Genomic DNA, 25,655 nt, shown 5'->3' with positions numbered 1-25,655 from the left:
GATAGATTTTCAACAACCTGCCAGGAGCCCGTTGCCGGGGCGAAGATGGTTTCAGCCACCGGCAACAGCGATGACTGCGGTTGCCATTACCCCTTACTCCGAAGGGTTGCACGAGCACTATGTTGAAAGAGACGCTGAAAGAGACCTTGAAAGACATGGACAGTGACGAGCCGAAACGGCTTTACCAGCACGTAGCTGCCGAGCTGAAGAAACAGATCGCCGCCGGACGTTACGCCATCGGCGATAAGCTGCCCGCTGAGCGCTATATCGCTGAAGACATGAACGTCAGCCGCACCGTGGTCCGTGAAGGCATCATCATGCTGGAAGTGGAAGGTCTGGTTGAGGTCCGCAAGGGCTCGGGCATCCACGTTATTTCCCAGCAGATCAAGACCCCGACCGATGCAGGCCACGACAACGAGTTCATGACCCTGTCCGCCGGCCCGTTCGAGATGTTGCAGGCCAGACAGCTGCTGGAAAGCAACATTGCCGAGTTTGCTGCCAGCCAGGTCACCAAAAGCGATATCGTGCAGCTGATGGCCATTCAGGAGCAGGCCAGACAGGAAGACCGCTACCGTGATTCCGAGTGGGACAAGCGCTTTCATATCCAGGTCGCTCAGGCAACCCAGAACTCGGTACTGGTGACGCTGGTAGAGAAACTCTGGCACCAGCGGGAACAGAACCCCTACTGGCGCAAGCTGCATGAACACATCGATGCCAGCTCCATCGACAGCTGGTGTGAAGACCACGAGCAGATTCTCAAGGCGCTGATTCGCAAGGACCCTCAGGGGGCCAAACGGGCCATGTGGCAGCATCTGGAAAACACCAAGCAGATGTTGTTTCAGGCGTCAGAAATCAACGATGACATGCAGGACGACCGCTTCTTGTTTGCCGAGAACCCGGTCAAATCCATGGAATAACCGGGCGGCTTACTTACCATGAGCTAAAACGATAAGGCCGGAACAGTGTTAGCTGTTCCGGCCTTATCGTTTCTATGGATTTGTAGCTTCTATGGACTTGGCGTTTCTAACTTCAGCTACCCTCAGTTCGCGGGCGTTATCGCCGTCTGCGCTGAGTTTGCTTCTGCCGCGGCAGACCCCTTGAGCCTGTCAGGGTCCTTGTCCGGGTCATAGCCTGCACGCCACTCTGCCAGCGGCACAATCACCGGTTCAACACCGTTGGCAAAAAACCAGGAGTCTACTGCGTATTCCTGACCGCTCTCGTTTTCCACCATCACCGCGGTATTGTGCGGGCCGAGCAGCTGCAGCGGTCCACGATGACCGGGATAGCCGGTGTGATGGAAATGCAGCAGCCCTTCGCGCTGCATCAGCAACAGGGCCACCGTGGTGTTGATGGTTTCAGCAATGCAGTCAAGCTGCGGAGAACCGGCAAAGGTGCCGTGATTGCGCGCCTCATCCCCGGCGGTATTGTTCTTCGCCCCGTTGATACGCTCCAGCAGCGCCACAGCCTGTCCCACCTGCTGACGCTCCTGTACCGCATCGCTCGCCGCAGGCTCAAACACCGCGTGCAGCTGCTGGCGCTCCGCGGCACTCAGCTTCAGACGGCTGTTCTCGTCACAGTTGACCACCGAGCATACGCGGTACGCATCCGCTCTGGGGTCTTCGATATGGTAGCGGCCAATATAGCTCTGTGGCGGCATGTTGCGCCCGGCACACCCTGCCAGTATCAGCGCCAGCGGTATCACGGTCAGGCGCAGTCTTACTCCATGGCGCATAGCTGACACGCGGGGAGTGGATGGATGGCTCTGCCGATGACCACGAAGGTAAGTAAACACACTAGACATCCCTGGATACTATCCTCTTCCTTATCCCACCCCAGCGAAGCACTGCACAACCCTTGAAACAGGCATGTTTCATCAGGGACGACTTCATCAGTGCCTACTTCAGCAAGGCCCACTTCATCAGTGATGATGGGATCTATTTCATTTTCACGACCAGATTGATCATGTCGGTATTGCCCTGCTGATCAGTCACACTTAACTGATACGGCCCGGGCTGATTAAAGCTGTAAGGCAACACCCCCACAGCAGAACTCCGGCCAATAAAGGCACCATTGAGATACCAGGCCCGCTCGCCACTGCCACCATCGGCATGCAGATTGACCGGAATCGGCGCACGCGCCCTGCCCGGCTGCTGAATTTCAGCCCCGTCAGGCAGCGTAGTGATTTGCAGTGGCAGCTGCTCGGCACCCAGCAGCCCACACTCCTCAGCCACGCCCGGCAACCGGCGGCTGCGACGCCAGTCACGGGGCAACCAGGGCTCCAGCGCCATCGGCCACAATGCGACCTGCTGCTCCTGCAGGTGCTCACCACCGGCACAGGCTGGCTCCGCCCGCAGGCCGGTGTCAGGTTGCAGCCATACCCGCTCCAGCAGTGAGGCCAGCTGGATTTCATCCCCTTCGGCCAGCGTCGGTGGCACGGTGCCATCGAGCAACCATGCCGACATTTTACGCATGCAGTTTCCATGCTGGTTTTCGCTGGCCGATGCAAGGGTGCCAAGGGGCCAGCATATTTCGGCCTGACTGACACTGGCAGGCGGTAGCAGTGCCTGCCGCCCCTGTGCCGATGCCAGTGAGCTGTAAAGGCTGAACAGCAGTGGCGCAGCCGCCGTGCTGCCCTGCTCGCCGGGGCTGGGGCTGCCATCGGGCCTGCCCACCCACACACCGATGGTCAGCCCCTGCGTCACCCCCACGGCCCAGGCATCGCGAAAGCCATAGCTGGTGCCGGTCTTCCAGGCCAGATTCCAGCTGTCGCCGGTCAGTCGCTGAATCACCTGATAAGGGCTGTGCGCCAGCATACGCCAGACAATCCACGCCGCACCCGGACTGAGCAGGTAACGCTCCTGCAGAGGTTGCTGCAACGTGAGGCGCGGCAGAGCGGCCTTGCCGCCGCGTGCCAGCGCCGCATAACTGCCGACCAGCTGCTCCAGCCGTACTCCAATTCCCCCCAGAATCAGTGATTCATTGGGTTGGCGCGCCCCCGGCCCGAACAGTTGCAGCCCGCCATGCTGCAGCTGCGAGGCAAAGCGCCCGGCACCGATATGGTCAAGTAACTGTACGGCGGGAATATTGAGTGAACGCTGCAGTGCCTCACTGGCGCTGACCGGGCCGTTGAAACCACCGCTGAAATTGTGTGGCCGGTAAGCCCGGTCAAAGCGAGGCGCATCGATCAGCAGCGACGCCGAATGGATCAGCCCCTGATCCAGCGCCATGCCGTAGAGAAAAGGCTTGAGAGTCGAGCCCGGTGAGCGCACTGCCTGCACCATGTCGACATGACCGGCACGCGCTTCTGAAAGAAAGTCAGCAGAGCCAACATAGGCTAGCACCGACATATCGCTGTTATCCACCACCAGTGCCGCCACCGACTGCGCCGGGGGCAGATGGGCCAGATAGCGCTGCACGGCCTGCTCTACCTGCCGCTGCACCGTGACCTTAAGAGTGGACTGAATGCGCTGGCAATCGGCACAGCTATCGTGCAGACGACGCGCCAGCAGCGGCGCCAGCATCGGTGAACGCTGGCGCAGCACGCTGACCGGTTCGATCAGCGCATCCGCCACCCGCGCCGCTGGCCACACTCCCAGCTCGGCCATACGCTGCAGCACCTTGTCGCGTGCCTGATGCGCCCGCTGCGGATAGCGATCAGGCCGCAGGGCACTGGGCCGTTGCGGTAGTACCGCCAGCAGCGCGGCTTCGGCATCACTGAGCTGGCGCACCGGTTTGCCAAAATAGCTGAAACTGGCCGCCTGCACGCCAGACAGCGGGCCGCCAAAGGGGGCGAGGTTGAGATACAGCGTCAGAATCTGCGCTTTGCTGTAATGCCATTCCAGCTGCAGGGCACGAGCAATCTGCCGCAACTTGAGCAGATAGGTACGCTGGCCGGTCAGCTGCTGCTCCGGCTCCAGCAGGCGCGCTACCTGCATGGTCAGGGTCGACCCACCGGAGACAATTTCCCCGTTGCTGACGTTCTGCCAGAAGGCCCGCACAATGGCGACAGGGTTGATACCGGGGTGCCAGTAGAACCAGCGGTCTTCGTAATTAATCAGTAATTGCAGGTATTCCGGCGACACCTCATCCAGCGTGACCGGGTAACGCCAGATCCCCTGCTCATCGGCAAAGGCGCGCAGGGGTTCGCCCTGACGGTCCAGCACGACCGTGCTGAAGTGCGGAGCGGCAGGCAACGGATAGCGACGATCCGCCCAACCGGCCAGCGCCAGCAACACCAGCAGCGCCAGCAGGACAACAGCCACCACACGCAGACCTCGCGCATGGCTTCGCCAGTACTGGGTGGCTACGCTCTTTATGTTCATTCGGGTACAGGCCAGTCAGACGTCATACATCGCAGAAGCAGCAGATAAGAACAGTGACCGGTCAGGCATGAACCTTCCCCGGCCACGTCGATAGTCACGTCGATAGTGAGCAGTGCAGAAAGTATTTCGGTAGCGTGTTTACGCTCCCACCGGTCTCGGCAGATCGTGAACACGCTCCCGCCACTCAGCGCCCTTTGACCACCAGCTGTGGCTGCCTGCCGCCCTGATGACGCACCTGCGGGTCATACATGGCCTCGGCATAGGTCGGCGCCAGGGTATAGGTGCCGGGAGACACCGCTCGCGCCAGATAGTACAGCTGGGCACGGCGGGAACTCATCTCCACCGCAGCCACGTAGCGGTCATCACGATATTCCTGATGGCGAATGTCCTGATACTGCATGACCTCGGAGATTTTACTGCCCTCCACCATGACATCAGCCAGAGCAACGGAGGTAGCCAGATTCTGGTTCTCCAGCTCCAGTCCTGCGGGCAGCAGGTCCACCACCATAACGTGATGGGCCGACTCATCACTTTGCACATCAAGACGTACCAGCACCATATCGCCGGTTTTCAGGGTAATGGTGCCATTGTCAGCGCCGCCCGCCTGTTGCAGCGGCACCCCGTCCGCACTGAACAGGCTGCGCTGCACCTGCAAGCCCTTGTTGATGGCCTTGGGCAGGTGCTGCTCGTAACCCAGCAGGGTGAGATTGAGATAGGCATCCGCACTGCCCTGATTCAGCACTTCCATACCCTGCCCCACCAGTTCAGCATCAGCAGGCATCTGCACACTGGTCTGATCCAGCGATTCGCTGCTGTCACCGTGGCTGAGCATCAGACTCATGGCCTTGCCCTCGCTACGCATCACCGCACTACCGGCCAGAAACAGGGCGTTGCTTTCCTGAGTGCTGAACCACTCACGCTGCTTCAGGCGGCTGGAGAGATCAAACAGCAGCGGCTGCCACTGCTCGGCAGGCTGCCCTGCTTCCACCAGCCAGTACAGTGCCAGTGCCCGGTCACGAATGGGGCTGCCGTAGTCGGCATAATAGGCATACCCACGGCTCTCCTTGGGCTGTTTGGCAAAATCGGCCAGTGCCTGCCTGATAGCTTGCTGGCTGCGGGGTGCATCACCGCTCTTGGCCAGCGCCAGCCCCAGTTGCAGCAAGGGTAACGGGGCGGCGTTCTGACGCTGGTTATCGTACAGGTTACGCAGCTCAGACAGCGGCGCCTGTCCGGTACGGGCCAGCACCTGCCCGGCGTAAGCCTGCACCGCAAAGCGGCTGCGCTCCTGCTCGTCCATATAGTAGCTGTTGATCATATCGGGGCTGCGCACATAGTCATTGAGACGACTGAGGGCATCCTGCAGGTTCTTGGCCGGAATGGCGAAGCCCGCTTCGCGCGCCCGCATCAGGAAGTCGGTGACATACACCGTCAGCCAGTATTCTTCCGGGCTGTCACTGTTCCACAGGCCAAAACCACCGCTGGACTGCTGCATGCCAAACAAGCGCTGAATGGCCATTTCCAGTGCCTGCTTGCGCGTCCGGGCGTCATCACCGGCGATCCCCATGCGTGCCAGCAGGTCATCATTGATATAGAGCTGCGGGAACACGCCGCTGGTGGTCTGCTCCAGACAACCATAGGGATAGGCCTTCAGCGCCTGCAGATACTCGCTGACGTTCAGCGGCGGCAGCGATGACAGGCTCAGAGACCCCTTGATACTGGAAGGAATCAGTGCCACCGCAGCACTTTGCGGCAGCTGGAAGGCCTGCCCCGGATGAATCACCTGTTGCCAGCTCAGGCGGCTGGGCGCCCAGGCCGGACGCACGCGCAGAGAGGTTTCGCGGACAAAGTGATCCCTGGCCCCCTCGGGCAGATCATGCAGACCACTGATCGCAGCACGAATTGGTATCTGGCCAAACTCCTGCCCCGCCGTCACCGGGATGTGCAGTGACAGCTTCTGATTGACGGCCAGCTCAACCTGCTTCTGCCAGTGCAGCGGATCAGGCTGGTCGGTGAAGCTCAGCCCGCTCTCGGTACTGACATCGATACTGGCCTTTTGTGTGACTCCACTGAGGTTATGCAGATCAAGCACGATCTCCGCCTGATCCCCGGAAGCCAGGAAGCGCGGCTTGGTCAGCTGGGTGACCAGCGGCGCCGCCACCTGCATTTCCTGCTCAGCAGAACCGTAGGCATCGTCACCGAAGGCCACGGCCATCAGACGTACACGCCCGTTGAAGTCTGGCAGGGTCAGTGGCACCTGCGCCTTACCTTCGGCATCCACATCCACCAGCCCGGAGAACAGCGACACAATCTGCACATCGGACGGCGGCTCACTGCCCCCGCGATTCAGATCACCATCGCCACCAAACTGCAGTTTGGCAAAGTCGCCGTCCTCGCCTTCAATCAGATCACCGTAGCTGTCGCGGCTGTCGATGGCATAGCGACGCTGGGCAAAGAACCAGCCAAAGGGGTCGGGCGTTTTGAAGTCACTGATATTGAGCACGCCCATATCCACCGCTGCCAGCGTCACCCGTGCGGTTTTCGGCAGACTGCCGGAGCGGGTGAGGGTCACCGGAACTGTGACGGTGGTTTCCGGCAGTGCTTTTTCCGGGGCCTGCAGGCTGACCTGCAGATGGCGCTCTTCGCGGTCCAGCGGCAGGTACTGAATACCCATCATCCGCCGTGGCAGTTTTTCTACCCGCTCACTGCCCGGCTGTACCAGCGTCATATTGATATACAGATCATGATGACCATCCCAGGCCGCATCGACCGGAATCTCCACCACGGCACCTTCGGCAGGCACGCTGACCGCCTGACGATACAGCTGTTTGTCACTCTCCACCGTGACGAAGCCTTTGCCCGGTGCCGGCGGCTGCACTTTCAGTTTGATGGTGTCACCGACCTTGTAGGCTTTCTTGTCCAGTGCCAGACCAATACGGTCAGGGCGTCCGGCCAGCGCGTTGTCATCCTGCATCCAGCCAGCGAGGAAGCGATAGCTGCTGACCAGTTTGGTCGCCGGGTTGGTGACTTCCAGCCGGTAGTAACCCCACTCCACCGGCATGGCCAGGGTAGCGGTCTTGTCTGCCTCAACGCTGATGGTCTGACTGGTCACCGGATACTGACGCACGGTGTAGTCACTGCTCCAGCCATCCGCTTCGGAATAGGTCCAGTGATAGTTACGCTCCTCCCGGATCAGCGTGGCAGTCAGACCACTGGCGGCCAGTTTTTTCTCGCCGTCGGTCAGCACCAGCTCAAAGTGGGCATCGCTGTCACTGTCAGTCTCATCGTCCCTGAACTGTGGGCGAATCCCCACCAGTTGCGGTGCGGGCAGCACTTCGCTGATAAAGCGGCGGGTCACGGGGCGGCCACCGCTATCCAGCAGGCTTTCGTACAGGCGCAGTTGCAGCGGGCTGCCAAGGCGGTCCCAGAATGAACTCAGTTCCAGAGTCCCCTTGCCCTGATCATCCAGCAGTACATCATCCAGATCTTCGCGCCGCTCAAAGGAGGTATCGTTGACGTCACCGAAGTAGAAGTCCTGCAGGTTAGCGAAGGGATGGGCTGAACGTTTGGCCACCAGCTGGGTCTGCACCCGGTTTCCGTTGGCGGGGGCGCCATACAGATAACGCCCGTCCAGCTGCAGGTTGAATGACTCATGGGCCAGAATCTGCTGCGGGCCTTCCATCGCCAGCGTCATGCGCTCAGGCAGGAAGTCTTCGACCTTGAAGGTGTAATCCTGTCGGGAATGATCCGGCAGGGTCACGCTGACACTCCAGTCACCGGTGGGCGCATCTTTGGCGATGGCGAAACTGGCTTCGTAATAGTTGAGCACGCCCGGCTGCAGGCGTTCAGTGCGCACCACACGACCATCAGGCTGGCGCAGCTCGCTTTGCAGTACCACGCCGGGCACCGCTTTGCCGTCACCATCACGCAGCAACGCACTGATCGGCACCGTTTCACCGGGTCGATACAGATCACGGGGGCTGTAAAGGAACAGCGACTGCGCCTGCTGTGGCCGTCCCTGAATATCAAACTCTGACAGGTCCAGTGCCGGGCCATAGAGCTTGACCAGCGTGGTGTCGCCATCCTTGTGTGCCAGCAGCAGACGCGCCTTGCCGGATTTCAGCTCGGTGGCAGGCACACTGGCGATACCGTCTTTATCCGCTTCCCCCGACCACAGCGTGTTGCCATCGCCGTCCAGCATCTGCAGCTGTACCCCGGCAACCGGGTCGGCACTGGCCAGTGAGGCCACACTGACCGTCATGGTCTTGTCGTACAGGCGCACATGCACGCCCAGGTCCGTGACCGCAAACCAGGTCGAGGTGAACTTTTCACCGTAGAAACCGACCTCGCGCAGAATCGCCAGATAGACGCCATTGCTCTGCAGGGCAGGCACATTGCTGATGGGGATATAACGGGTGCCACGGGTATTGGCAGGAAGCTGCAGGTCGTAACGACCGGAATACACCCGCGGCGTGCGCTTCAGAACGCTTTCTGCATCCCAGCCGTAGAGGCGGTTGCTGTTGCCATAGGACGACAGGAACCAGGGCAGGTCATTGTCTTCAAGGCGATAGAAATCGACTTCCACATCGCTGACATTCACCGCCGTAATCGGCAGCCCTTTGGTCAGGCGATGGGCTAGGAAGTTACCCTGACTGGCAAAGCTCAGGCTTTTCTGCAGTGACGGTGTAGTGATATCCGCCTGCTGGGACGCCACCACCCGGTCAGTGATTTTCAGACTGGCGCCCAGTGCCGAGGGCAGCCCTTCATTGACGCGGATGTGATACTGGGTTTCCGGCTCCAGATAAGGGAAGTACAGGCGGGTGCCGCTGTCGTCGGCAATCCAGCCACCGTCCACGGCCTTGCCGTCGGCGCGGCTGAGAGTCAGCCATTTGCTCAGATCCTGCGTCAGATCAGCCGGAGCCGAGAGGATGACCGAAGCTGCCAGACTGCCCTTGTAGCTGCCCTGACCAATATCCAGCACCTTGAACGGCACATCGGCGTATTTCTTTTTCACCGCCACCATGTCGAGCACTGGCTGTTGCAGCGCCTTGCCCTGCTCAGCGTCCCCTTCTGCCACGGCAGGCTGCACCTGATCTGCAGGCACCTCTGCTGAAGTCGGGGTAGAAGCGGTGGAAGCGGCAGTATCGGTGGGATTCGCCGAGGCCTCGGCAGCGGCCGGAGCCGGTGAAGCAGTCGTTGCAGTCTGGCTGGTGGTTTGACTCTGTGCCACATCAGAGGCGGCTTTGGCAGCGTCATCTTGGTCGTTACAACCACTGAGCCAGGTCGTCAGAAAGAGCAGGAATACGAGGGAATAAGCACGGGCTGCCATGAGGAGGGGTCCTGTATCACGTCCTGTGGTAAGCATAGCCAACTTTAAGGCCAGCGCATCTTACTATGCATCCAAACGTAACAGTAGGTTAATTTCTGGTGATGTTCTGCATCACGACCTGCCCGCCTTCCTGACAGTCCTGAGACCTGCTGCCCGCTGTCGCCTGCGCTCAGATATAACGATACGTGATGATTAAAATAAAATTACAGGATTAGATTTATTACTCACCCCTCTTCACCATAGCGCCATTCCGACAAGCCTGTGCCTTGTCCGGTAACGCTGCCCCATGCACCGCAACGGCCATGGGTCAGCCAGCCCCCTTCACCCTGTTACGGAACACACACCATGAAAATGAATGCCATCATCTGGCCTGAGGGCTATGTGCCCGGCTATACCGAAAACTACGTTTCCAATGAAGTGATTGTCGCGGGCCTGAGTGCCGCAGACATCTGGCCCCTGCTCGCGACCCCCTCGGAGTGGCCCGGCTATTACACCAACTCAGCCAATGTGCGCTTTTATGATGAGCAGGGCCCGGTGCTCGCCTGTAATGACCGCTTCTACTTCGAGACCTTCGGCTTTCCGGTGGAAGCGCAGTGCAATGAGTTCGTTGCTCCCGCGGCAGACCAGCCCGGACGGGTTGCCTGGCACGGCTGGGCAGGTGAAGAAGGCAGCGAATCCCGGCTGGATGTGCACCATGCCTGGCTGGTGGAAGATCTGGAAGGCGGTCGAGTGCGCATCCTGACGCAGGAAACGCAGAAAGGTAAACCTGCGACAGAGTTACATGCCGCTAAACCCAACCCGATGATCAATGGTCATCAGGACTGGCTGGACGGTCTGGTGAGTGCCGCCCGTGCCCGCAAGGCTCAGGCACAATAATGACTGGGGCCATCGACATGATGATGTCGATGGCCTTGTACTTGCTGCTGACATTACTCTTCCACCGCGCCTTTGGAGCCGTCGTACTGCCGGAACAGCAACTCCCGCAACCAGCGATGGGCAGAATCCCGATGTCTGCGCTCATGCCATACCGCAATCTTGGTAAAGCCCGGCACCTCCAGCGGTGGCGGGAACACCGCCAGCCCCTCTGCCCCCTGCACCAGCCGACTCGGCAGAATGGCGATCATATCGCTGGCACGCAGAATATCGGGCAAGACCAGAAAGCTTTTCACCGACAGCGTGACTTGACGCTGCTTGCCAAGCGCCTGCAATGCCTCATCCGTGACACCACGGAAGCTCCCGCCGCTGTACGACACCAGTGCATGATCCAGTGCACAGAACTGGTCCACAGTCAGCGGCGTACCCTGCTGCATGACCGGATGCCCGGCACGCAGCACACAAACATAGTGCTCATCAAACAGCGTGCGGCAGTGTAAATCTGGCGGCGCCGTCTCCGGCGTAATCAGCGCCAGATCAATATCACCGCGCTCCAGCTGGGCTTGCACCTGCTGGTCATCAACCGGCACCAGCGCAATTCTGATCTGCGGCGCATGGCGTTTGAGTGCAGACAGAAAGGATACGGCAATGGTGCTGAGGGCATAGTCTGTCGCGGCCAGCGTAAAGGCCAGCTGTGAGGTCGAGGGCTCAAAATGCAGTGGCTGGATCAGCACGCCAATATCACTGATAACCTGCTTTAACGGCGCGGCCAGCTCCAGCGCACGCGGGGTCGGCACAATACCGCGCTGGGCACGCACAAACAAAGGGTCACCGAAATAGTCCCGCAGCCGCGTCAACATGCCACTCATAGCAGGCTGCGTAATACCCAGCCGCGTGGCGGCGCGTGTCACGTTGCACTCATCAAGCAGCGCATCCAGCGCTTTGAGCAGGTTCAGATCCAGCCCTTTGATCTCTTTCATGGTTCCCTCTCGAAGCAATACCGGTCGCAGCTTATATGGAGGCAACTCTGCCGATTGCCACCACAGCCGGTGCTCGGCTCAGGATGCGCGGTGCGTAGCCAGAACAGATCAACAGTTCTACGTTAAACAGAGATTTTGCTTATTGCGGAATTGGGTAATAAATTTTACCCAGTACCGATAGACATCAAGGGTTCGCTTACTGTATCGATGTAGCATCATGTCGATCCGGACAGATATGAGAAAAGTAGGCGTCAACATGTTTAGCACTTCTTCCTTGAAAAATTTTGAATAAGGTATACCTTTTATATTTTCTGAAATTAATTAAATACTTTTCAAATATTCGATTTTTTGCTAGCTAATTCATTTCCAATAAAAACGAAATCTTACATACTACTTTTAAGATAAAGGCTTTCTCAAAGTTATATCATTTTAATAATTCCTATGAATTCAAAGACCTCATGAGGAAATCATTCTGCACTCATTAATAGATCGCATCCGGGGAGAGGAAAGTTGAAACTACATCTAACCAATCTAGATGAACTAATACAAAAAATTCGCAACGCACATGCAAAGAACTATATCAATGAGTCTATAGCAGCTTATAGGACTGGTGCCTATAGAGCGTCACTTATTACAACTTGGATTGCTGTATGCGTGGATATTATTGAGAAAATTAGAGAGTTAAGTTTAAGCGGGGATCTTGCCGCCAAGAAAATAGAAAATCAGCTTGACAAGATTCAACCTAACGATGCAGCTGCTATGCTGAGTTTTGAAAGGGAAATACTAAATTTTGCTTGTGACGAGCTTCAACTCATTTCAACCATAGAAAAGTCCCACCTTGAAAGATTAAAAGACGATAGAAATGTATGTGCGCACCCAACGTTTTCAGATGATGGAAGCCAATTTTCACCACCAGCTGAACTTGCCTTATCTTATATTGTACAGGCAGCTAATTACTTACTAGTCCATTCTCCTGTTAGGGGAAAGATTATTGTTCAAAGACTGTACGACTTAATCAGCGAAGCATCTTTTCCAGAAAATGAAGAAAAAGCCTACAGCCTCTTATCTTCCGAGAACAACTTAGGCAGAGTTAAAGACAGCGTGGTAAGAAATTTATCCATCATAATTTTAAAAAGATTATTCCGTGACAATACGGGTCTCTCGCCTTCCTTATTAAATAAACTATCCGCATCACTTAGCGTAATTTATAGACTTTATCCAGTAATCTACGATGAGGTAGTTTCAACAAAATTGGGGACAATGCTGTCAGAAGCAAATGACACGATGTTAAAGAGAATATTTCTATTTTTACGTTTGCGCAATGAGCTATGGTCTAAGGTTGGCCATGCTGAACGAGTAAGAATTGAAGGGCTCATTAACTCGATGAATCACGAGGAAATATCAAAATATCAGGTCACAATGCTTGCAGAGGTAAACTCGGACATCAGGTCAAATCTAATAGAAAAAATAGATAAATTAGACAGTGCTAAGCAAGAAAAAATTATTGCTGCATACCCAGCCGATTTCCTTAAAGATAAATCAATTGAAGTATTTTCGAAGGCTCAAAGTTTTGACTCAGCTGAATATAGGGGTAACAGCCTACTCCTCCCAATAAGTAAAAATTTCATTGATAGTGATTTACAGCGAATTTTCACTGGTTCCATGGAGAACACAGGGCTATATGGGATAAATCAGATTTTAAATGCGGGCGCGATAGGAGAATTTTATTCGCGCCTTTATACCGAGACGAAATCGGCTCCACTTAACCACAAAGCTCTTTGGGTTGGTTTTTGGCGAAAACTTAATGAGAAAAAAATTTCCTATAGCTCTCTTAAGGAACAAATGATTGAAGATCATTACATCGAACCAGAAGAGTCTAAAGAGGACGATGATGATTTTCCGTTCTAGGTTAGAATAAAGAACATTTGAAAGCTTGTATCTATTACAGGAACATTAGCACTCAATAGAGCATAGAGAGAAAAAATGAGAAAACCAAGACTATTTGTAGCCTCATCTATCGAGAGCCTAGCTATTGCCGAAGCTGTAAATGTAAATTTGGATTATGAGATTGAAGTCACTTTATGGAAAAATGGCACATTTAAGCTTTCTTCGTCAACAATTGATGATCTTGTAGAAAAATCCTCTTTTGTAGATTTTGCTTTATTTATTTTTGCTCCTGATGACATATCAACAATCCGTAGTAGGAGTGAACATGTAGTTAGAGATAATGTGATATTTGAAATGGGCTTATTTGTAGGCGCAATTGGAAAATCTCGTTCATTCATATTAAAACCGCGAGATATAGAGATGCATCTACCTACTGATTTATTGGGTGTAACCCCAGCAGACTATGATGCAAATCGCTCCGATGGGGATTGGGTTTCGGCAACCAATCGAGCATGCACATTAATAAAGTCAGAAGTTGCAAGACTAGGTCTAATAAATCACGAAAATCTTTCCGAATCTAAAAAGATAATTGCCAATCCAACAAACTATGAACTCAAAGAGCAAGACTACAAATATCTAGCAGCCTGCCTACAAAGTCACACCACTGAACCTACAGGTCTACCATTTTATAAAATTTCAAATAATTTTCGTGGTGTGAGTGATTCATCTTTACAAGTATCACTAATAAAACTAGAACGAATGGGATATGTGAGCAAAACTATAGAGACAGACGAAAATGATGGTTATGACTTCTACGTTTACTCTATTACTGAAATGGGAATTGATATTCTATTACAAAATGAAGATGTACTTCATACCAAAACTCCCGAAGTTCAGCAGCCCTTCAAAAGCGATGTACCTTTTTAGTGCTAACACATAACTTCTGCGGGACTACTAAAGCTTGGCTCGGTCCCGCTTCGCCACACAATTTTAGCCAAGCTTTATCAGCTCACAGCTGGGGGTTAGAGCTCTTTGATTTCGACCACCAGCCTGTACGAAGGACAAAAAATGGAAGAGTGGGAAAGTAAAGTTGTCTTAAAGGAAGGCGAATCATTGAAATTTGGGCGCCACGTCAGCCAAGGCTTCATGCAAGAGGAAGATGTAGAGTATTACTCAGTGGTTCGTGCCGATGGCACGACCTGTGGCTCTGTTAAAGTTACTGATCACATGGCCGTCAGAGGGTTTCGTCGGACCATAAGCGTACATCAAACAGACTCCACAGGGGCTACTGTAGTCAGTGAAAGCTGGCATCCGTAGTCGCTGTAACACTTCCGTCTAGAAAGCTGTCCAAAGGCTGTATTTGGGTATCCCAGCTCACGTCAAACATAGCTTAACAGGCTAAACCATAACGACCGTTTCGACTCTGACTGACGACATAATCATCAAAGTGGTCACCCAGTGTGATACTGGTGGTCTTTGTCATAACCTGACGATGGCATTGAAGCTGCTGACCCTATATCAAGGGTCAGCAGCAGCACCTAACCACCGCCCACCCCATACACTCGCACAGCATTCAGTCCAAATATACCGTCGGTGTTTTCCACCCCTGCCAGCAGTTGCTCGCTGGCTTGCCGCCATTGCGCATAGTCAGCCGCCAGCAGGCAGACCGGCCAGTCACTGCCCCAAAGCAGGCGCTCACTGCCGAAGGTATTGAGTAGCACATTCACATAGGGTTGCAGGTCACTCACTGTCCATTGCGCCGAGGCTTCGGTGACCAAGCCAGAGAGCTTACAGTAAGCCTGAGTCTCCGATGCCAACAGTGCCATCTGTTCTGCCCACGGCTGAAAGGCCGCATCGCGTATCTGCGGTTTGGCAGCATGGTCAATCACCACCCGCATGGCGGGATAACGCTGCAGCAGCTGCAACAGGCCGGGCAGATGCCGTGGTGTCACCAGTGCATCAAACACCAGATCCGCCTCGATCAGCGCCTCATAAGCCGGATGCAGCGCGGCACCCAGCATCCAGTCGGTATCTGCAATGTCCTGCAGCATCGGCCGCAAGCCCAGCAGCTTGGGATGGCGGGCCAGCCGTTGGATATCAGCCACCGCCTCGGGGCTGGCAAAATCCACCCAGCCAACCACGCCTGCAACCTGCTCATACTGTTCAGCCAGCGTCAGCAGGTACTCGGTTTCCGCCAGCGTCGGTGCGGCCTGCACCAGAATGGTGGCGTCAATCTGCTGCTGTGCCAGCAGTAGCAGCAAATCCTCAGGTAGATAATCACGGTAGAGCACACCCAGCTCGGGGCTCAGCCAGCCATAGTCGCCGCGTTCGATCTGCCAGAAATGCTGATGAGCATCGACTCGGATAGCCCTGCCCTTCATGGCTTGATCACTCCCTTTTTCAGAATGATGTTGCCGTACAGGCGCTGCTCGCCGGTCTGCACAATCACGAAGGCTTCCCGCGCCTGCTGATAGAAGGCAAAACGCTCTAGGCTGCCAAGGCGCGCAGGATGATCGGCCACTTCATTGACGATGCGCTGGAACTCCCCCACCACTTCCGGCACGGCAGCGCCGTCGCCGACGACCTGCATGGTCAGAGCGGGCTCGCTGACAAAGGTATCCAGCGGCATCAGCTGCAGAACCGCCGCCAGCACATCGGTGGCCGACACGCCGTCAAGGCGAATCACCTGCCGGCCATTGCGGTGGGCGGGGAAGTTGGCGTCAGCGATAACGATGTCATCACCGTGGCCCATGGCGCGCAGGGCATACAGCAGCTCAGGGGAAAGCAGCGCAGGAATATTGCGAAGCATAGGTTAGCGACCTCTTGTTCTTATTGTGGCAATGGTTATGGCAGTGATGGGGCGGCCTGCTCAGCGCGAGCGAAAATACTCGGCGTGTTCCTTCTCCAGCGGCAGCAGGCGTGGAATCAGCATGCGCAGGTGGGCTTTCATCGCGGCCTGCGCGGCCGCCGGATCCTGATCACGGATGGCATCGAGAATGGCACGATGCTCCTTGATGGTTTCCGCCGGGCGACCTTCTTCCGGTAGCAGCAGCATGCGCACACGCTTCAGTTGCAGTGACACCGTCGCCGCCACTGACGACACACCGGGAAAGCCGGTGAACTCCATGATCAGGCCGTGAAACTCTTCATCGGCCTTGTAGAACTCGGCGTAGTCACGGTCTTCCACCAGCATTTCCTGCAGCCGAACATTGCGCGTCAGCTTGGCCAGCTGCTCATCACTGCGCTGCATCGCTACGGTTTCCACCGCCGCGCACTCCAGCGCTTCACGCAGGAAGCTGGCCTCGCGGATTTCTTCCATGGAAAAACATGACACCCGCGTCGCCGACTGCGGAATCACATCCACCAGACCTTCGGCTGCCAGCCGGGCAATGGCCTCAGCTACCGGCGAACGCGACACCCCCAGCTGTTCACAGATGACATTTTTTTTCAGTACCGAACCGGGGGGATAGACCATGGCCAGAATGGCCTCGCGCAGCGACTGATACACCCGCTGCGCCAGAGAGCCGCTGAGGCTTTCGATATCCGTCAGCATCTTGATGTCTTCACTCATAGCCTTTCACTCACACATTACCTGCTACCTTACCGCAGCAGATGCCAACTAACATGTTAGTTGACGACTAATTCATCAGGTGCTAGCTTGCACCATATTCCAGCGAACAACAATTATAAAATCACCTTGGAGACACCGGATGAGCGACCACCCTCTCACCATTCGTCTGCACCCTCATGACAATATCGTCGTTGCGCTTGCCGATATTCCCGAAGGGCAGCCGTTATCCGATATTGCCGCTGTGACCTCCGACTACATCGTCCGTGGCCACAAGATTGCCGCCCGCCCCATACCGGCAGGCACCAATGTGATTCGCTACGGCCAGATCATCGGTCAGGCCAGGCAGGATATCCCGGCTGGCGCCCATGTCCACGTCCATAACCTCGGCATGAGTGAACACTCTCACGATTATGGTTTCGCCAGCGCCTGCGAAGCGCTGCCAGTGGCGACCGAACAGCGCACCTTTCAGGGCTATCGCCGGGCGGATGGTCGGGCCGGCACCCGTAACTATCTGGGGATTCTGACCTCGGTGAACTGCGCAGGCTCGGTGGCCCGCTTTATTGCCGAAGCGGCGGAAAAGTCCGGCCTGCTCAATGACTACCCTCACGTCGATGGCATCGTCCCGATTGTCCACAGCACCGGCTGCGGCATGTCCGGCAAGGACGAAGGCTACCAGACGCTGTTTCGCACCCTGGCAGGCTACGCTCAGCACCCCAACTTCGGCGGTATCCTGCTGGTCGGGCTGGGCTGCGAGGTGATGCAGATTGACAGTCTGGTGGGCGGCCAGCCCATCCGTGCCGATGGCGCTCTGCGTTATATGACGATTCAGGCGGAAGGCGGCACCCGCAAGACCATAGAGCGTGGCCTTGAGGAGCTGAAAGGCATCGCCGAGCTGGCCAATCGTGCCCGGCGCGAGCCCATCCCGGTGTCAGAAATTACCGTTGGCATGCAGTGTGGCGGTTCCGATGGCTATTCCGGTATCACCGCCAATCCGGCGCTGGGCTATGCGTCCGATCTGCTGGTCCGCCATGGCGGCACCACCATTCTCTCGGAAACCTCGGAAATCTACGGCGCTGAACATCTACTGACCCGCCGTGCCATCTCCCGCGAAGTCGGTGAAAAGCTGATTGCCCGGGTGCACTGGTGGGAAGACTACTGTGCCCGCAACGGCGGCGAGCTGGACAACAACCCCAGCCCCGGCAACAAACGCGGTGGCCTGACCACCATTCTGGAAAAATCCCTCGGCGCGGTAGCCAAGAGCGGCAGCGCACCGCTGACCGATGTCTACCTGTTCGGCGAGAAAATCGACAAACACGGCTTTGTCTTTATGGACAGCCCCGGCTTCGATCCCTGTTCCGTCACCGGTCAGGTCGCCTCCGGTGCCAATCTGATCATTTTTACCACTGGCCGTGGCTCAGTATCCGGCTTCAAACCCAGCCCCTGTATCAAGATGGCCACCAACAGCGAGATGTATCAGCGCATGGCTGATGACATGGACCTGAACTGCGGCGACATCATCAATCAGGGCGTCAGTATTGAAGCCAAGGGGCACGAGCTGTTTGAACTGTTGATCCGGGTTGCCTCCGGCGAGCAGACCAAGAGCGAAGAGCTGGGCTTTGGCGGGGCCGAATTCGTGCCCTGGCAGATTGGCGCGGTGATGTGACGGGCCATCCGGCGGGCAGCGGCTCAGTGTCTGTGGCCTCTGCCCGCCGGGCACGTTTCACCGCTCAGCGCATTGCAAAGCCACCTTTCACAACAAAGCAACGTTTCACAACAAAGCAACGTTTCACAGTAAAGCACCATTTCACAGCACTGCAGTAAGGCTCACCCATAACAATAAGTCGGGAGTAGATGACATGCGGCTTGAAGGTAAAACCATTCTGATCACGGCTGCGGGACAGGGCATCGGCCGGGCCAGCGCTCTGGCCTGCGCCCGCGAAGGCGCTACCGTGATCGCCACGGATATCAACAGCGATACCCTGGCCAGTCTGGCCGGGCAGTCACCACGCATCAGCGTGCATACCCTCAATGTCACCGACCCGGCGGCCATCACTGCGCTGGCGGCCACGCTGCCGGATCTGGACGGGCTGTTCAATTGCGCCGGATTCGTGCATCACGGTTCGCTGCTGGAGCTGTCGGATGAAGACTGGCAATTCAGCCTTGATCTCAATGTCACCTCCATGGTGCGCATGAGCCGGGCACTGCTGCCCGGCCTGTTGCGTCAGGCACAGCGTCAGGGCTCCGCGGCTATTCTCAACATGGCGTCGATGGCCTCCTCCATCAAAGGCTTCCCGGTACGCACCGCCTACGGTGCCACCAAGGCCGCCGTTATCGGCCTGACCAAAGCCATCGCCGCCGACTTTGTGAAGCAGGGCATTCGCTGTAATGCCCTGTGCCCGGGCACCGTGGATACCCCCTCGCTGCGTGGTCGCATTGCCGCGGCCGCTGATCCGCTGCAGGCCGAGAAGGATTTCATCGCCCGTCAGCCGATGGGGCGCCTGGCTCAGGTCGACGACATCACGCCGCTGGTAGTGTATCTGCTGAGTGATGAAAGCCGCTTCGTCAGCGGGCAGGCTATGCTGGTCGATGGTGGGGTCACCATCTGACAGGTCGTTGAAAATCTATCTGCGTTGCCGAATACCGCGTCAAAAACAGGCTAAAAATGCTCATTTAGTTCACTAAACTCCGCTTTTTCGCCTGTGTTTTCCTTGTCTCGGCTGCCTCGATAACGTTTTTCAACAGCATGCTAGAAATCTATCTGCGTTGCTGAACACCGCGATCAGTAACACGCCATTCGATTGGCGCTGGGGGTAACCAGGTGACCTTACTTGTCGAAATGAAAGGCATCGAGAAACGCTTCCCCGGAGTGCATGCCCTCAAAGGCATTCACTTCGATCTGCATGAAGGTGAAGTCCACGCCCTGATGGGCGAAAACGGTGCCGGTAAATCCACACTGATGAAAGTGCTGTCAGGTATCTATCAGCCTGATGGCGGCGAATTCCGCCTGCGCGGCGAAGCGGTGCAGCTGCTGGGCCCGCGTGCAGCACAGGCACAGGGCATCGGCATCATTCATCAGGAACTCAGCCTGATGAATGACCTGACCGTGGCCCAGAACGTCTTTATCGGCCGCGAACCACGGCGCTCCTTTGGCCGTCTGGACGATGCCCAGCTCAACCGCCAGACGGCGGATATCTTTGCCCGCATGAACCTGCAGCTCGACCCTGAAGCCATCGTCGGTGAGCTGACCATCGCCAAGCAACAGATGATCGAGATAGCCAAGGCGCTGTCGTTCCGCTCACGCATTCTGATCATGGATGAGCCCACCGCCGCCCTGAACGATGCCGAGGTGCGTGAGCTGTTCACCATCATCCGCCAGCTGCGCGCCGAGGGCGTCGGCATTGTCTATATCAGCCACAAGATGGATGAGATCAAACAGATTGCCGACCGCGTCACGGTCATGCGTGACGGCGAGTACGTCGCCACGGTGCAGGCGGCGGATACGCCCCTGAGCCAGATCATCGCCATGATGGTGGGCCGTGAGGTCAGGCAGCAGGTGGCGAGTATTCCGGCGCAGCAACCGACCGAGGTGGTGCTTGAAGTTCAGGGTCTGCAACGCGGACGGGAAATCCGCGATGTCAGCTTCAGTGTGCGCAAGGGCGAGATTCTGGGCTTTGCCGGTTTGATGGGCGCAGGCCGTACCGAGGTGGCCCGCGCCATCTTCGGCGCCGACCCGTTGGAAGCCGGAGAGATCAGAGTCCACGGCCAGCCCTGTCAGATTCGCTCGCCGCACGATGCGGTACGGGCCGGTATCGGTTATCTGTCGGAAGACCGTAAGCGTTTTGGCCTCGCCACCGGCATGGATGTGCGCGCCAATATTGCCATGACCAGCATCGACAAGTTTGCCAGCCGCCTTGGCACGCTCGATGAGCACGGCATGCAGCACACCGCCCAGAACTATATCCAGCAACTGGGCATCCGCACTCCGTCTGATGAGCAGCAGGTTGCACTGCTGTCAGGCGGCAACCAGCAGAAAGTGGTGATAGCCAAGTGGCTGCTGCGTGACTGCGATGTGCTGATTTTCGATGAGCCAACCCGCGGCATCGACGTCGGTGCCAAAGCCGAAATCTACACCCTGCTGGAGGCACTCGCCGCTCAGGGGCGGGCGGTCATCGTCATTTCCTCGGAGCTGCCCGAGGTCATGCGCCTGAGCCACCGCATTGCGGTGATGTGTGAAGGTCGCCTGACCGGCGTGCTGCCGGGCGGAGCGGCCACCACTCAGGAACAGATCATGGCGCTGGCGACCCAGCGTGAAACCGTTATGCATCAGGCAGGAGAACAATAATGACAACGACCGTGCACAACTCCAAAGGGACGGCAACGCCCGGGCTGCTGGGCCGCCTGCTCAGCAGTGGCACCCATCAGCGGCTGCTGGCCTTTACCAGCCTGATCATTCTGCTGGTGGTGTTCTCCGTGGCATCACCCCACTTTATGCAGACCTCCAACATCATCGCCATCCTGCAGGCCACCTCCGTCAACGGCGTACTGGCGGTGGCGGCGACACTGGTGATCATTACCGGCGGGATCGATCTGTCCGTCGGCACTCTGATGACCTTTACTGCGGTGATCGCCGGGGTGGTGCTGACCTTTGCCGGTATGCCGCTGCCGCTGGGCATTGCCGCCGCCATCGCCGCAGGGGTGTTCTGTGGTTTCTGCTCCGGTAGCTTTATCGCCAAGATGAAAATCCCCCCCTTTATCGCCACGCTGGGCATGATGCTGATTCTCAAGGGGTTGTCGCTGGTGATTTCCGGCACCCGGCCAATCTACTTCAACAACACCCCGGGTTTTGACCAGATCTCACGCGGCTCACTGATCGGTGACCTGCTGCCCGCCCTGCCCATCCCCAACGGCGTGCTGATCCTGTTTCTGGTCGCCCTCGCTGCTTCGTATGTACTGCGTCGCACCGTGCTCGGCCGCTATACCTTTGCTCTCGGCTCCAACGAAGAGGCGGTCAGGCTGTCCGGCGTCAACACTGATCGCTGGAAGATTGCGGTCTATGCCCTGGCCGGTGGTATCTGTGGCATTGCCGGGATTCTGATCGCCTCCCGCCTGAATTCTGCCCAGCCTGCACTCGGCATGGGCTACGAGCTGGAAGCCATTGCCGCGGTGGTGATCGGCGGTACCTCCCTTTCCGGTGGTAAGGGCACCATTCTCGGCACCCTGATTGGCGCCCTGATCATGGCTGTCCTGACCAATGGCCTGCGGGTGCTGTCGGTCGCGCAGGAATGGCAGACAGTGGTGACCGGCGCCATCATCATTCTGGCGGTCTATGCCGACATGGCCCGCAGGAAGAAAAGTTAACCGCGATAACTCAGGGCTTCGGAGCAGGCAGCAGATCGCGATCCGCTTCAGAGCCTCACCGCCCAACCGGGCATCACAACAGCGCAACACTCGCAAAATAACAACAGCAACGGAGTAATGAACATGTTGTCACGTCGCACTTTACTGGGCACCCTCGGCGCCCTGGCATTGACCGCCGCCCTGCCCTCCGCCTTTGCCGCTGAGCAGATGTATATCCCCATCATCTCCAAAGGCTTCCAGCACCAGTTCTGGCAGGCGGTAAAAGCCGGTGCAGATCAGGCGGCCAAGGAATTCAACGTCCGCATCACCTTTGAAGGCCCCGACAGCGAGGCGATGGTCGACCGGCAGATCGACATGCTGTCGGCCGCGCTGGCCAACAAGCCTGCCGCCATTGGCTTTGCCGCCCTCGACAGTCAGGCCGCCATCCCGCTGCTGCGTCAGGCCAAGGAGGCAGGCATTCCGGTGGTGGCCTTTGACAGTGGCGTCGATAGCGATATTCCGGTGACTACTGCCGCGACCGATAACCTTGCCGCCGCCGCACGGGCCGCCGACAAGATGGCGGAGCTGATCGGCAACAAGGGCCAGGTCGCGGTGGTTGCCCATGATCAGACCAGCCGTACCGGTATTGATCGTCGCGACGGCTTCCTCAACCGCATGAAGGAAGCGCATCCCGATATTGAAGTCGTCACCGTGCAGTACGGTCAGGGCGATCAGCTCAAATCCACCGAAGTGGCCAAGGCAATCCTCACGGCCAACCCTGATCTGAAAGGTATCTTTGGCACCAATGAAGGCTCTGCCATCGGTGTGGTGAATGCCGTCAACGAAATGAACGCCAAGAATCTGGTGGTGATCGGCTTTGACTCCGGCAAGGCCCAGACCGACGCCATCCGCAGCGGTATCGAAGCCGGTGCCATTACCCAGAACCCGGTGGGTATCGGCTATGAAACCGTCAAGGCTGCCGTCGAAGCCACGCAGGGCAAGCAACTGCCCAAGGTTATCGATACCGGCTTCTACTATTACGACAAGAGCAACATCGACGATCCGAAAATCGCCGCCGTGCTCTATCAATAAGCTACTGGTCGCCAGCTCAGTGTGATCTGAGCTGGCCCTGCTCCCCCCTTTCCCGTTTACGCTTTCACCGGCGACAGACAAAGGAAGTGATATGAAACTACTGCGCTATGGCCCTATCGGTCAGGAAAAGCCCGGCCTGCTGGATGAGCAGGGTCAGGTACGCGACCTGTCGGCCATCATCCCTGATCTGGCCGGGCAGGCCCTCACTGCCGACAGTCTGGCCCGGCTGCAACAACTGGATATCAGCCAGTTGCCCGTCGTCAGTGGCACACCACAGCAGGATCTGCGTCTTGGCCCCTGCGTGACTCAGGTCGGCAAATTTATCTGCATCGGCCTCAACTATGCCGACCATGCTCAGGAATCAGGCATGCCGGTACCACCGGAGCCGGTGATTTTCGGCAAGTGGACCTCCGCCATCGTCGGCCCGGATGATGATGTGCTGATCCCGAGAGGGTCAGAAAAGACCGACTGGGAAGTGGAGCTGGGCGTGGTCATCGGCAGCGGTGGCAGCTATATCGAGGCGGCGGATGCCATGAACCACGTCGCCGGATTTTGTGTGATCAATGATATTTCCGAGCGGGAATATCAGCTTGAGCGTGCGGGCACCTGGGACAAGGGCAAAGGCTGCGACACCTTCGGCCCGATTGGCCCCTGGCTGGTGACAGCCGATGAAGTCGGTGACTTCAACAACCTCAGCATCTGGCTGGAGGTAGACGGTGAACGCCATCAGAACGGCAATACCAGCACCATGGTGTTCAAAGTGCCCGAGCTGATTGCCTACTGCAGCCGCTTTATGAGCCTGCAGCCCGGCGACATCATTTCCACCGGCACACCGCCCGGCGTCGGGCTGGGCTTCAAACCACCCCGCTACCTGAAAGGAGGCGAGGTCATGCGTCTGGGTATCGAAGGGCTGGGCGTACAGCAGCAGCGTGTCACACGGCAGGGAGAATAACGGTGAGTATCATCAGGCAACGCACCTTTGATCGCGGTGATCTGACTATCAGCGAACTGGGCTTTGGTGGTGCAGGTATCGGCAATCTGTTCCGCCCCATCAGTAACGCTCAGGCGCAGTCTGCCATCGATTGTGCCTGGCAACAGGGCGTGCGCTATTTTGACACCGCTCCGCACTATGGCTCAGGGCTGTCTGAACGTCGTCTTGGTCTGGCTGTTCATGAGCTGCCGCGCCAGCAACTGCTGCTGTCCAGCAAAGTCGGCAGGCTGCTCAGCCCCATCGCCAACACCTCTCATGCCGACGGCGAGTGCTATATGCAGGCAGCACCCTTTCAGCGCATCTACGACTACTCCTACGACGGCGTCATGCGCTCCTTCGAGGACTCGCTGCAACGTATGGGCGTCAGCCAGATCGATATTCTTTATATGCACGACATCGGCCGCCTGACTCACAGTTCAGTGCACGAGGCTCACTTCACCACGGCGATGGAGGGCGGCCACAAAGCCATGGTAGCGCTGCGCGAGCAGGGGCTGGTCAAAGCCATTGGCCTTGGAGTCAATGAATGGGAGGTCTGCAATGAGGCACTGGACCATGCCGACTTCGACTGCTTTATGGTGGCCAACTGCTTCACCCTGCTGAATAACAGCATTACCGAGCACTTCACCGACCGCTGTCGCAGCAGACAAATATCGCTGGTGGTCGCCGCCCCGTTCAACTCTGGCGTGCTGGCCAAAGGTTCAGCGGGTGCGGGCCACTACTTTTATGGCGACACACCGGATGCCGTCATCCAGCAGGTCAGGGCGTTGGAGGAAGTCTGCCAGGCATTCCATATTCCCTTGCAGGCCGCCGCCATCCAGTTCCCCCTGCTCTATTCCTGCGTCAAAACCGTCGTCGTTGGTATGACTCACGCCGAACGTATCGAGCAAAACCTGTCGTGGTATCACCAGCCGATTCCCGCCGAGTTCTGGGACACCCTGGTGCAGCAGGGGCATATTCGGGCGTTCGGCTGAGGGTTGTCTCTGTCGGGCAGATCAGACTGCCATTCAGACCATGTTCACGATCTCGCGCACCAGTGGCCAACGCGCAGCAGATCGTGAACATGTTATTAGCGGCAGAGTGGAAAAGGGGGATAAGCACGCGCGAGCCCGACGCTTTTTTTCCAAACCCCAGAATGCGAAAAGGGCGATCACCTTTCGGTAATCGCCCTTTCCTGAATGTGTATGCGGCGGTCAGATGAGTCCTGACGACCTTCGCCCCGGGGTTATAAGCCTGTCGCTTCTACACCTGTGACGATGCCGACGCTCCACTCAATTTA

The 25,655-nt window shown here is 57.2% G+C and carries 20 protein-coding genes; 12 read left to right on the top strand and 8 right to left on the bottom strand.

Features of this window, described 5'->3' with window-relative positions:
- Positions 1-119 precede the first annotated feature (119 nt).
- Positions 120-917 carry a transcriptional regulator ExuR gene (exuR, locus tag WH50_RS16425; RefSeq protein ID WP_243410142.1) on the top strand — a complete coding sequence of 266 codons (798 nt, stop codon included), beginning with the start codon at positions 120-122 and terminating at the stop codon, positions 915-917.
- 122 nt (positions 918-1,039) lie between these two features.
- On the opposite strand, the gene WH50_RS16420 is transcribed toward exuR, so the two are convergent.
- The 3 genes from WH50_RS16420 to WH50_RS16410 all read right to left on the bottom strand — a co-directional run bounded on the left by WH50_RS16420 (position 1,040) and on the right by WH50_RS16410 (position 9,648).
- A complete protein-coding gene (locus WH50_RS16420; protein WP_133251349.1) occupies positions 1,040-1,792 on the bottom strand; it encodes a hypothetical protein in 753 nt (250 codons plus the stop codon).
- Between the two features lie 142 nt (positions 1,793-1,934).
- Complete coding sequence (pbpC, locus tag WH50_RS16415) at positions 1,935-4,322, bottom strand: penicillin-binding protein 1C (RefSeq protein WP_110188282.1); 2,388 nt, start codon at positions 4,320-4,322, stop codon at positions 1,935-1,937.
- A gap of 184 nt (positions 4,323-4,506) precedes the next feature.
- Positions 4,507-9,648, bottom strand: coding sequence for an alpha-2-macroglobulin family protein (locus tag WH50_RS16410; RefSeq protein ID WP_165838453.1), 5,142 nt, complete (start codon positions 9,646-9,648; stop codon positions 4,507-4,509).
- 345 nt (positions 9,649-9,993) lie between these two features.
- Between WH50_RS16410 and WH50_RS16405 the strand changes: the two genes are divergently transcribed.
- A complete protein-coding gene (locus tag WH50_RS16405; RefSeq protein ID WP_207780349.1) occupies positions 9,994-10,524 on the top strand; it encodes an SRPBCC family protein in 531 nt (176 codons plus the stop codon).
- Between the two features lie 53 nt (positions 10,525-10,577).
- Here WH50_RS16405 and WH50_RS16400 read toward each other — a convergent pair whose 3' ends face one another.
- Positions 10,578-11,501 (bottom strand): LysR family transcriptional regulator, encoded by a 924-nt coding sequence (locus WH50_RS16400; RefSeq protein WP_110188280.1) that lies wholly within the window; start codon positions 11,499-11,501, stop codon positions 10,578-10,580.
- A gap of 510 nt (positions 11,502-12,011) precedes the next feature.
- Between WH50_RS16400 and WH50_RS16395 the strand changes: the two genes are divergently transcribed.
- The 3 genes from WH50_RS16395 to WH50_RS16385 all read left to right on the top strand — a co-directional run bounded on the left by WH50_RS16395 (position 12,012) and on the right by WH50_RS16385 (position 14,705).
- The gene (locus WH50_RS16395; RefSeq protein ID WP_110188279.1) at positions 12,012-13,409 is read left to right on the top strand and encodes a hypothetical protein; all 1,398 of its coding nucleotides are present in this window, start codon (positions 12,012-12,014) and stop codon (positions 13,407-13,409) included.
- Between the two features lie 75 nt (positions 13,410-13,484).
- Positions 13,485-14,315 (top strand): nucleotide-binding protein, encoded by an 831-nt coding sequence (locus WH50_RS16390; protein ID WP_110188278.1) that lies wholly within the window; start codon positions 13,485-13,487, stop codon positions 14,313-14,315.
- Positions 14,316-14,456: 141 nt separating this feature from the next.
- Positions 14,457-14,705, top strand: a complete 249-nt coding sequence (locus WH50_RS16385) for a hypothetical protein (RefSeq protein WP_207780348.1) — start codon at positions 14,457-14,459, stop codon at positions 14,703-14,705.
- Between the two features lie 73 nt (positions 14,706-14,778).
- On the opposite strand, the gene WH50_RS27280 is transcribed toward WH50_RS16385, so the two are convergent.
- Genes WH50_RS27280 through WH50_RS16365 form a run of 4 tightly spaced genes read right to left on the bottom strand, consistent with a single transcriptional unit; the run spans position 14,779 to position 16,959 of the window.
- Positions 14,779-14,871 (bottom strand): type II toxin-antitoxin system ParD family antitoxin, encoded by a 93-nt coding sequence (locus WH50_RS27280; RefSeq protein ID WP_110188277.1) that lies wholly within the window; start codon positions 14,869-14,871, stop codon positions 14,779-14,781.
- 55 nt (positions 14,872-14,926) lie between these two features.
- Positions 14,927-15,769, bottom strand: a complete 843-nt coding sequence (locus tag WH50_RS16375) for an amidohydrolase family protein (RefSeq protein ID WP_243410141.1) — start codon at positions 15,767-15,769, stop codon at positions 14,927-14,929.
- Positions 15,766-16,197, bottom strand: coding sequence for an RbsD/FucU family protein (locus WH50_RS16370; RefSeq protein WP_110188276.1), 432 nt, complete (start codon positions 16,195-16,197; stop codon positions 15,766-15,768). Before WH50_RS16370 ends, WH50_RS16375 begins: the two co-directional genes overlap by 4 nt.
- A gap of 60 nt (positions 16,198-16,257) precedes the next feature.
- A complete protein-coding gene (locus tag WH50_RS16365; protein ID WP_243410140.1) occupies positions 16,258-16,959 on the bottom strand; it encodes a GntR family transcriptional regulator in 702 nt (233 codons plus the stop codon).
- A gap of 139 nt (positions 16,960-17,098) precedes the next feature.
- Here WH50_RS16365 and WH50_RS16360 point away from each other — a divergent pair, with 139 nt between their 5' ends.
- The 7 genes from WH50_RS16360 (at position 17,099) to WH50_RS16330 (ending at position 25,350) form a co-directional block, all read left to right on the top strand.
- Positions 17,099-18,622: a UxaA family hydrolase gene (locus WH50_RS16360; protein WP_110188275.1), complete on the top strand. Its 1,524-nt coding sequence runs from the start codon at positions 17,099-17,101 to the stop codon at positions 18,620-18,622.
- Between the two features lie 193 nt (positions 18,623-18,815).
- Complete coding sequence (locus tag WH50_RS16355) at positions 18,816-19,565, top strand: SDR family oxidoreductase (RefSeq protein WP_110188274.1); 750 nt, start codon at positions 18,816-18,818, stop codon at positions 19,563-19,565.
- A 212-nt stretch (positions 19,566-19,777) separates the two neighbouring features.
- The gene (locus tag WH50_RS16350) at positions 19,778-21,301 is read left to right on the top strand and encodes a sugar ABC transporter ATP-binding protein (protein WP_243410139.1); all 1,524 of its coding nucleotides are present in this window, start codon (positions 19,778-19,780) and stop codon (positions 21,299-21,301) included.
- Positions 21,301-22,317 carry an ABC transporter permease gene (locus tag WH50_RS16345; RefSeq protein ID WP_110188272.1) on the top strand — a complete coding sequence of 339 codons (1,017 nt, stop codon included), beginning with the start codon at positions 21,301-21,303 and terminating at the stop codon, positions 22,315-22,317. Before WH50_RS16350 ends, WH50_RS16345 begins: the two co-directional genes overlap by 1 nt.
- Positions 22,318-22,440: 123 nt before the next feature.
- Positions 22,441-23,388, top strand: coding sequence for an ABC transporter substrate-binding protein (locus WH50_RS16340; RefSeq protein WP_110188285.1), 948 nt, complete (start codon positions 22,441-22,443; stop codon positions 23,386-23,388).
- A gap of 91 nt (positions 23,389-23,479) precedes the next feature.
- A complete protein-coding gene (locus WH50_RS16335) occupies positions 23,480-24,340 on the top strand; it encodes a fumarylacetoacetate hydrolase family protein (RefSeq protein WP_110188271.1) in 861 nt (286 codons plus the stop codon).
- A gap of 2 nt (positions 24,341-24,342) precedes the next feature.
- Positions 24,343-25,350 (top strand): aldo/keto reductase, encoded by a 1,008-nt coding sequence (locus WH50_RS16330; RefSeq protein ID WP_243410138.1) that lies wholly within the window; start codon positions 24,343-24,345, stop codon positions 25,348-25,350.
- Positions 25,351-25,655 lie beyond the last annotated feature (305 nt).

The organism is Pokkaliibacter plantistimulans, from assembly GCF_003194385.1.
Lineage (GTDB): Bacteria > Pseudomonadota > Gammaproteobacteria > Pseudomonadales > Balneatricaceae > Pokkaliibacter > Pokkaliibacter plantistimulans.
The sequence above is the reverse complement of the archived record's forward strand: the minus strand, read 5'-3'. Positions and strand labels throughout refer to the sequence as shown.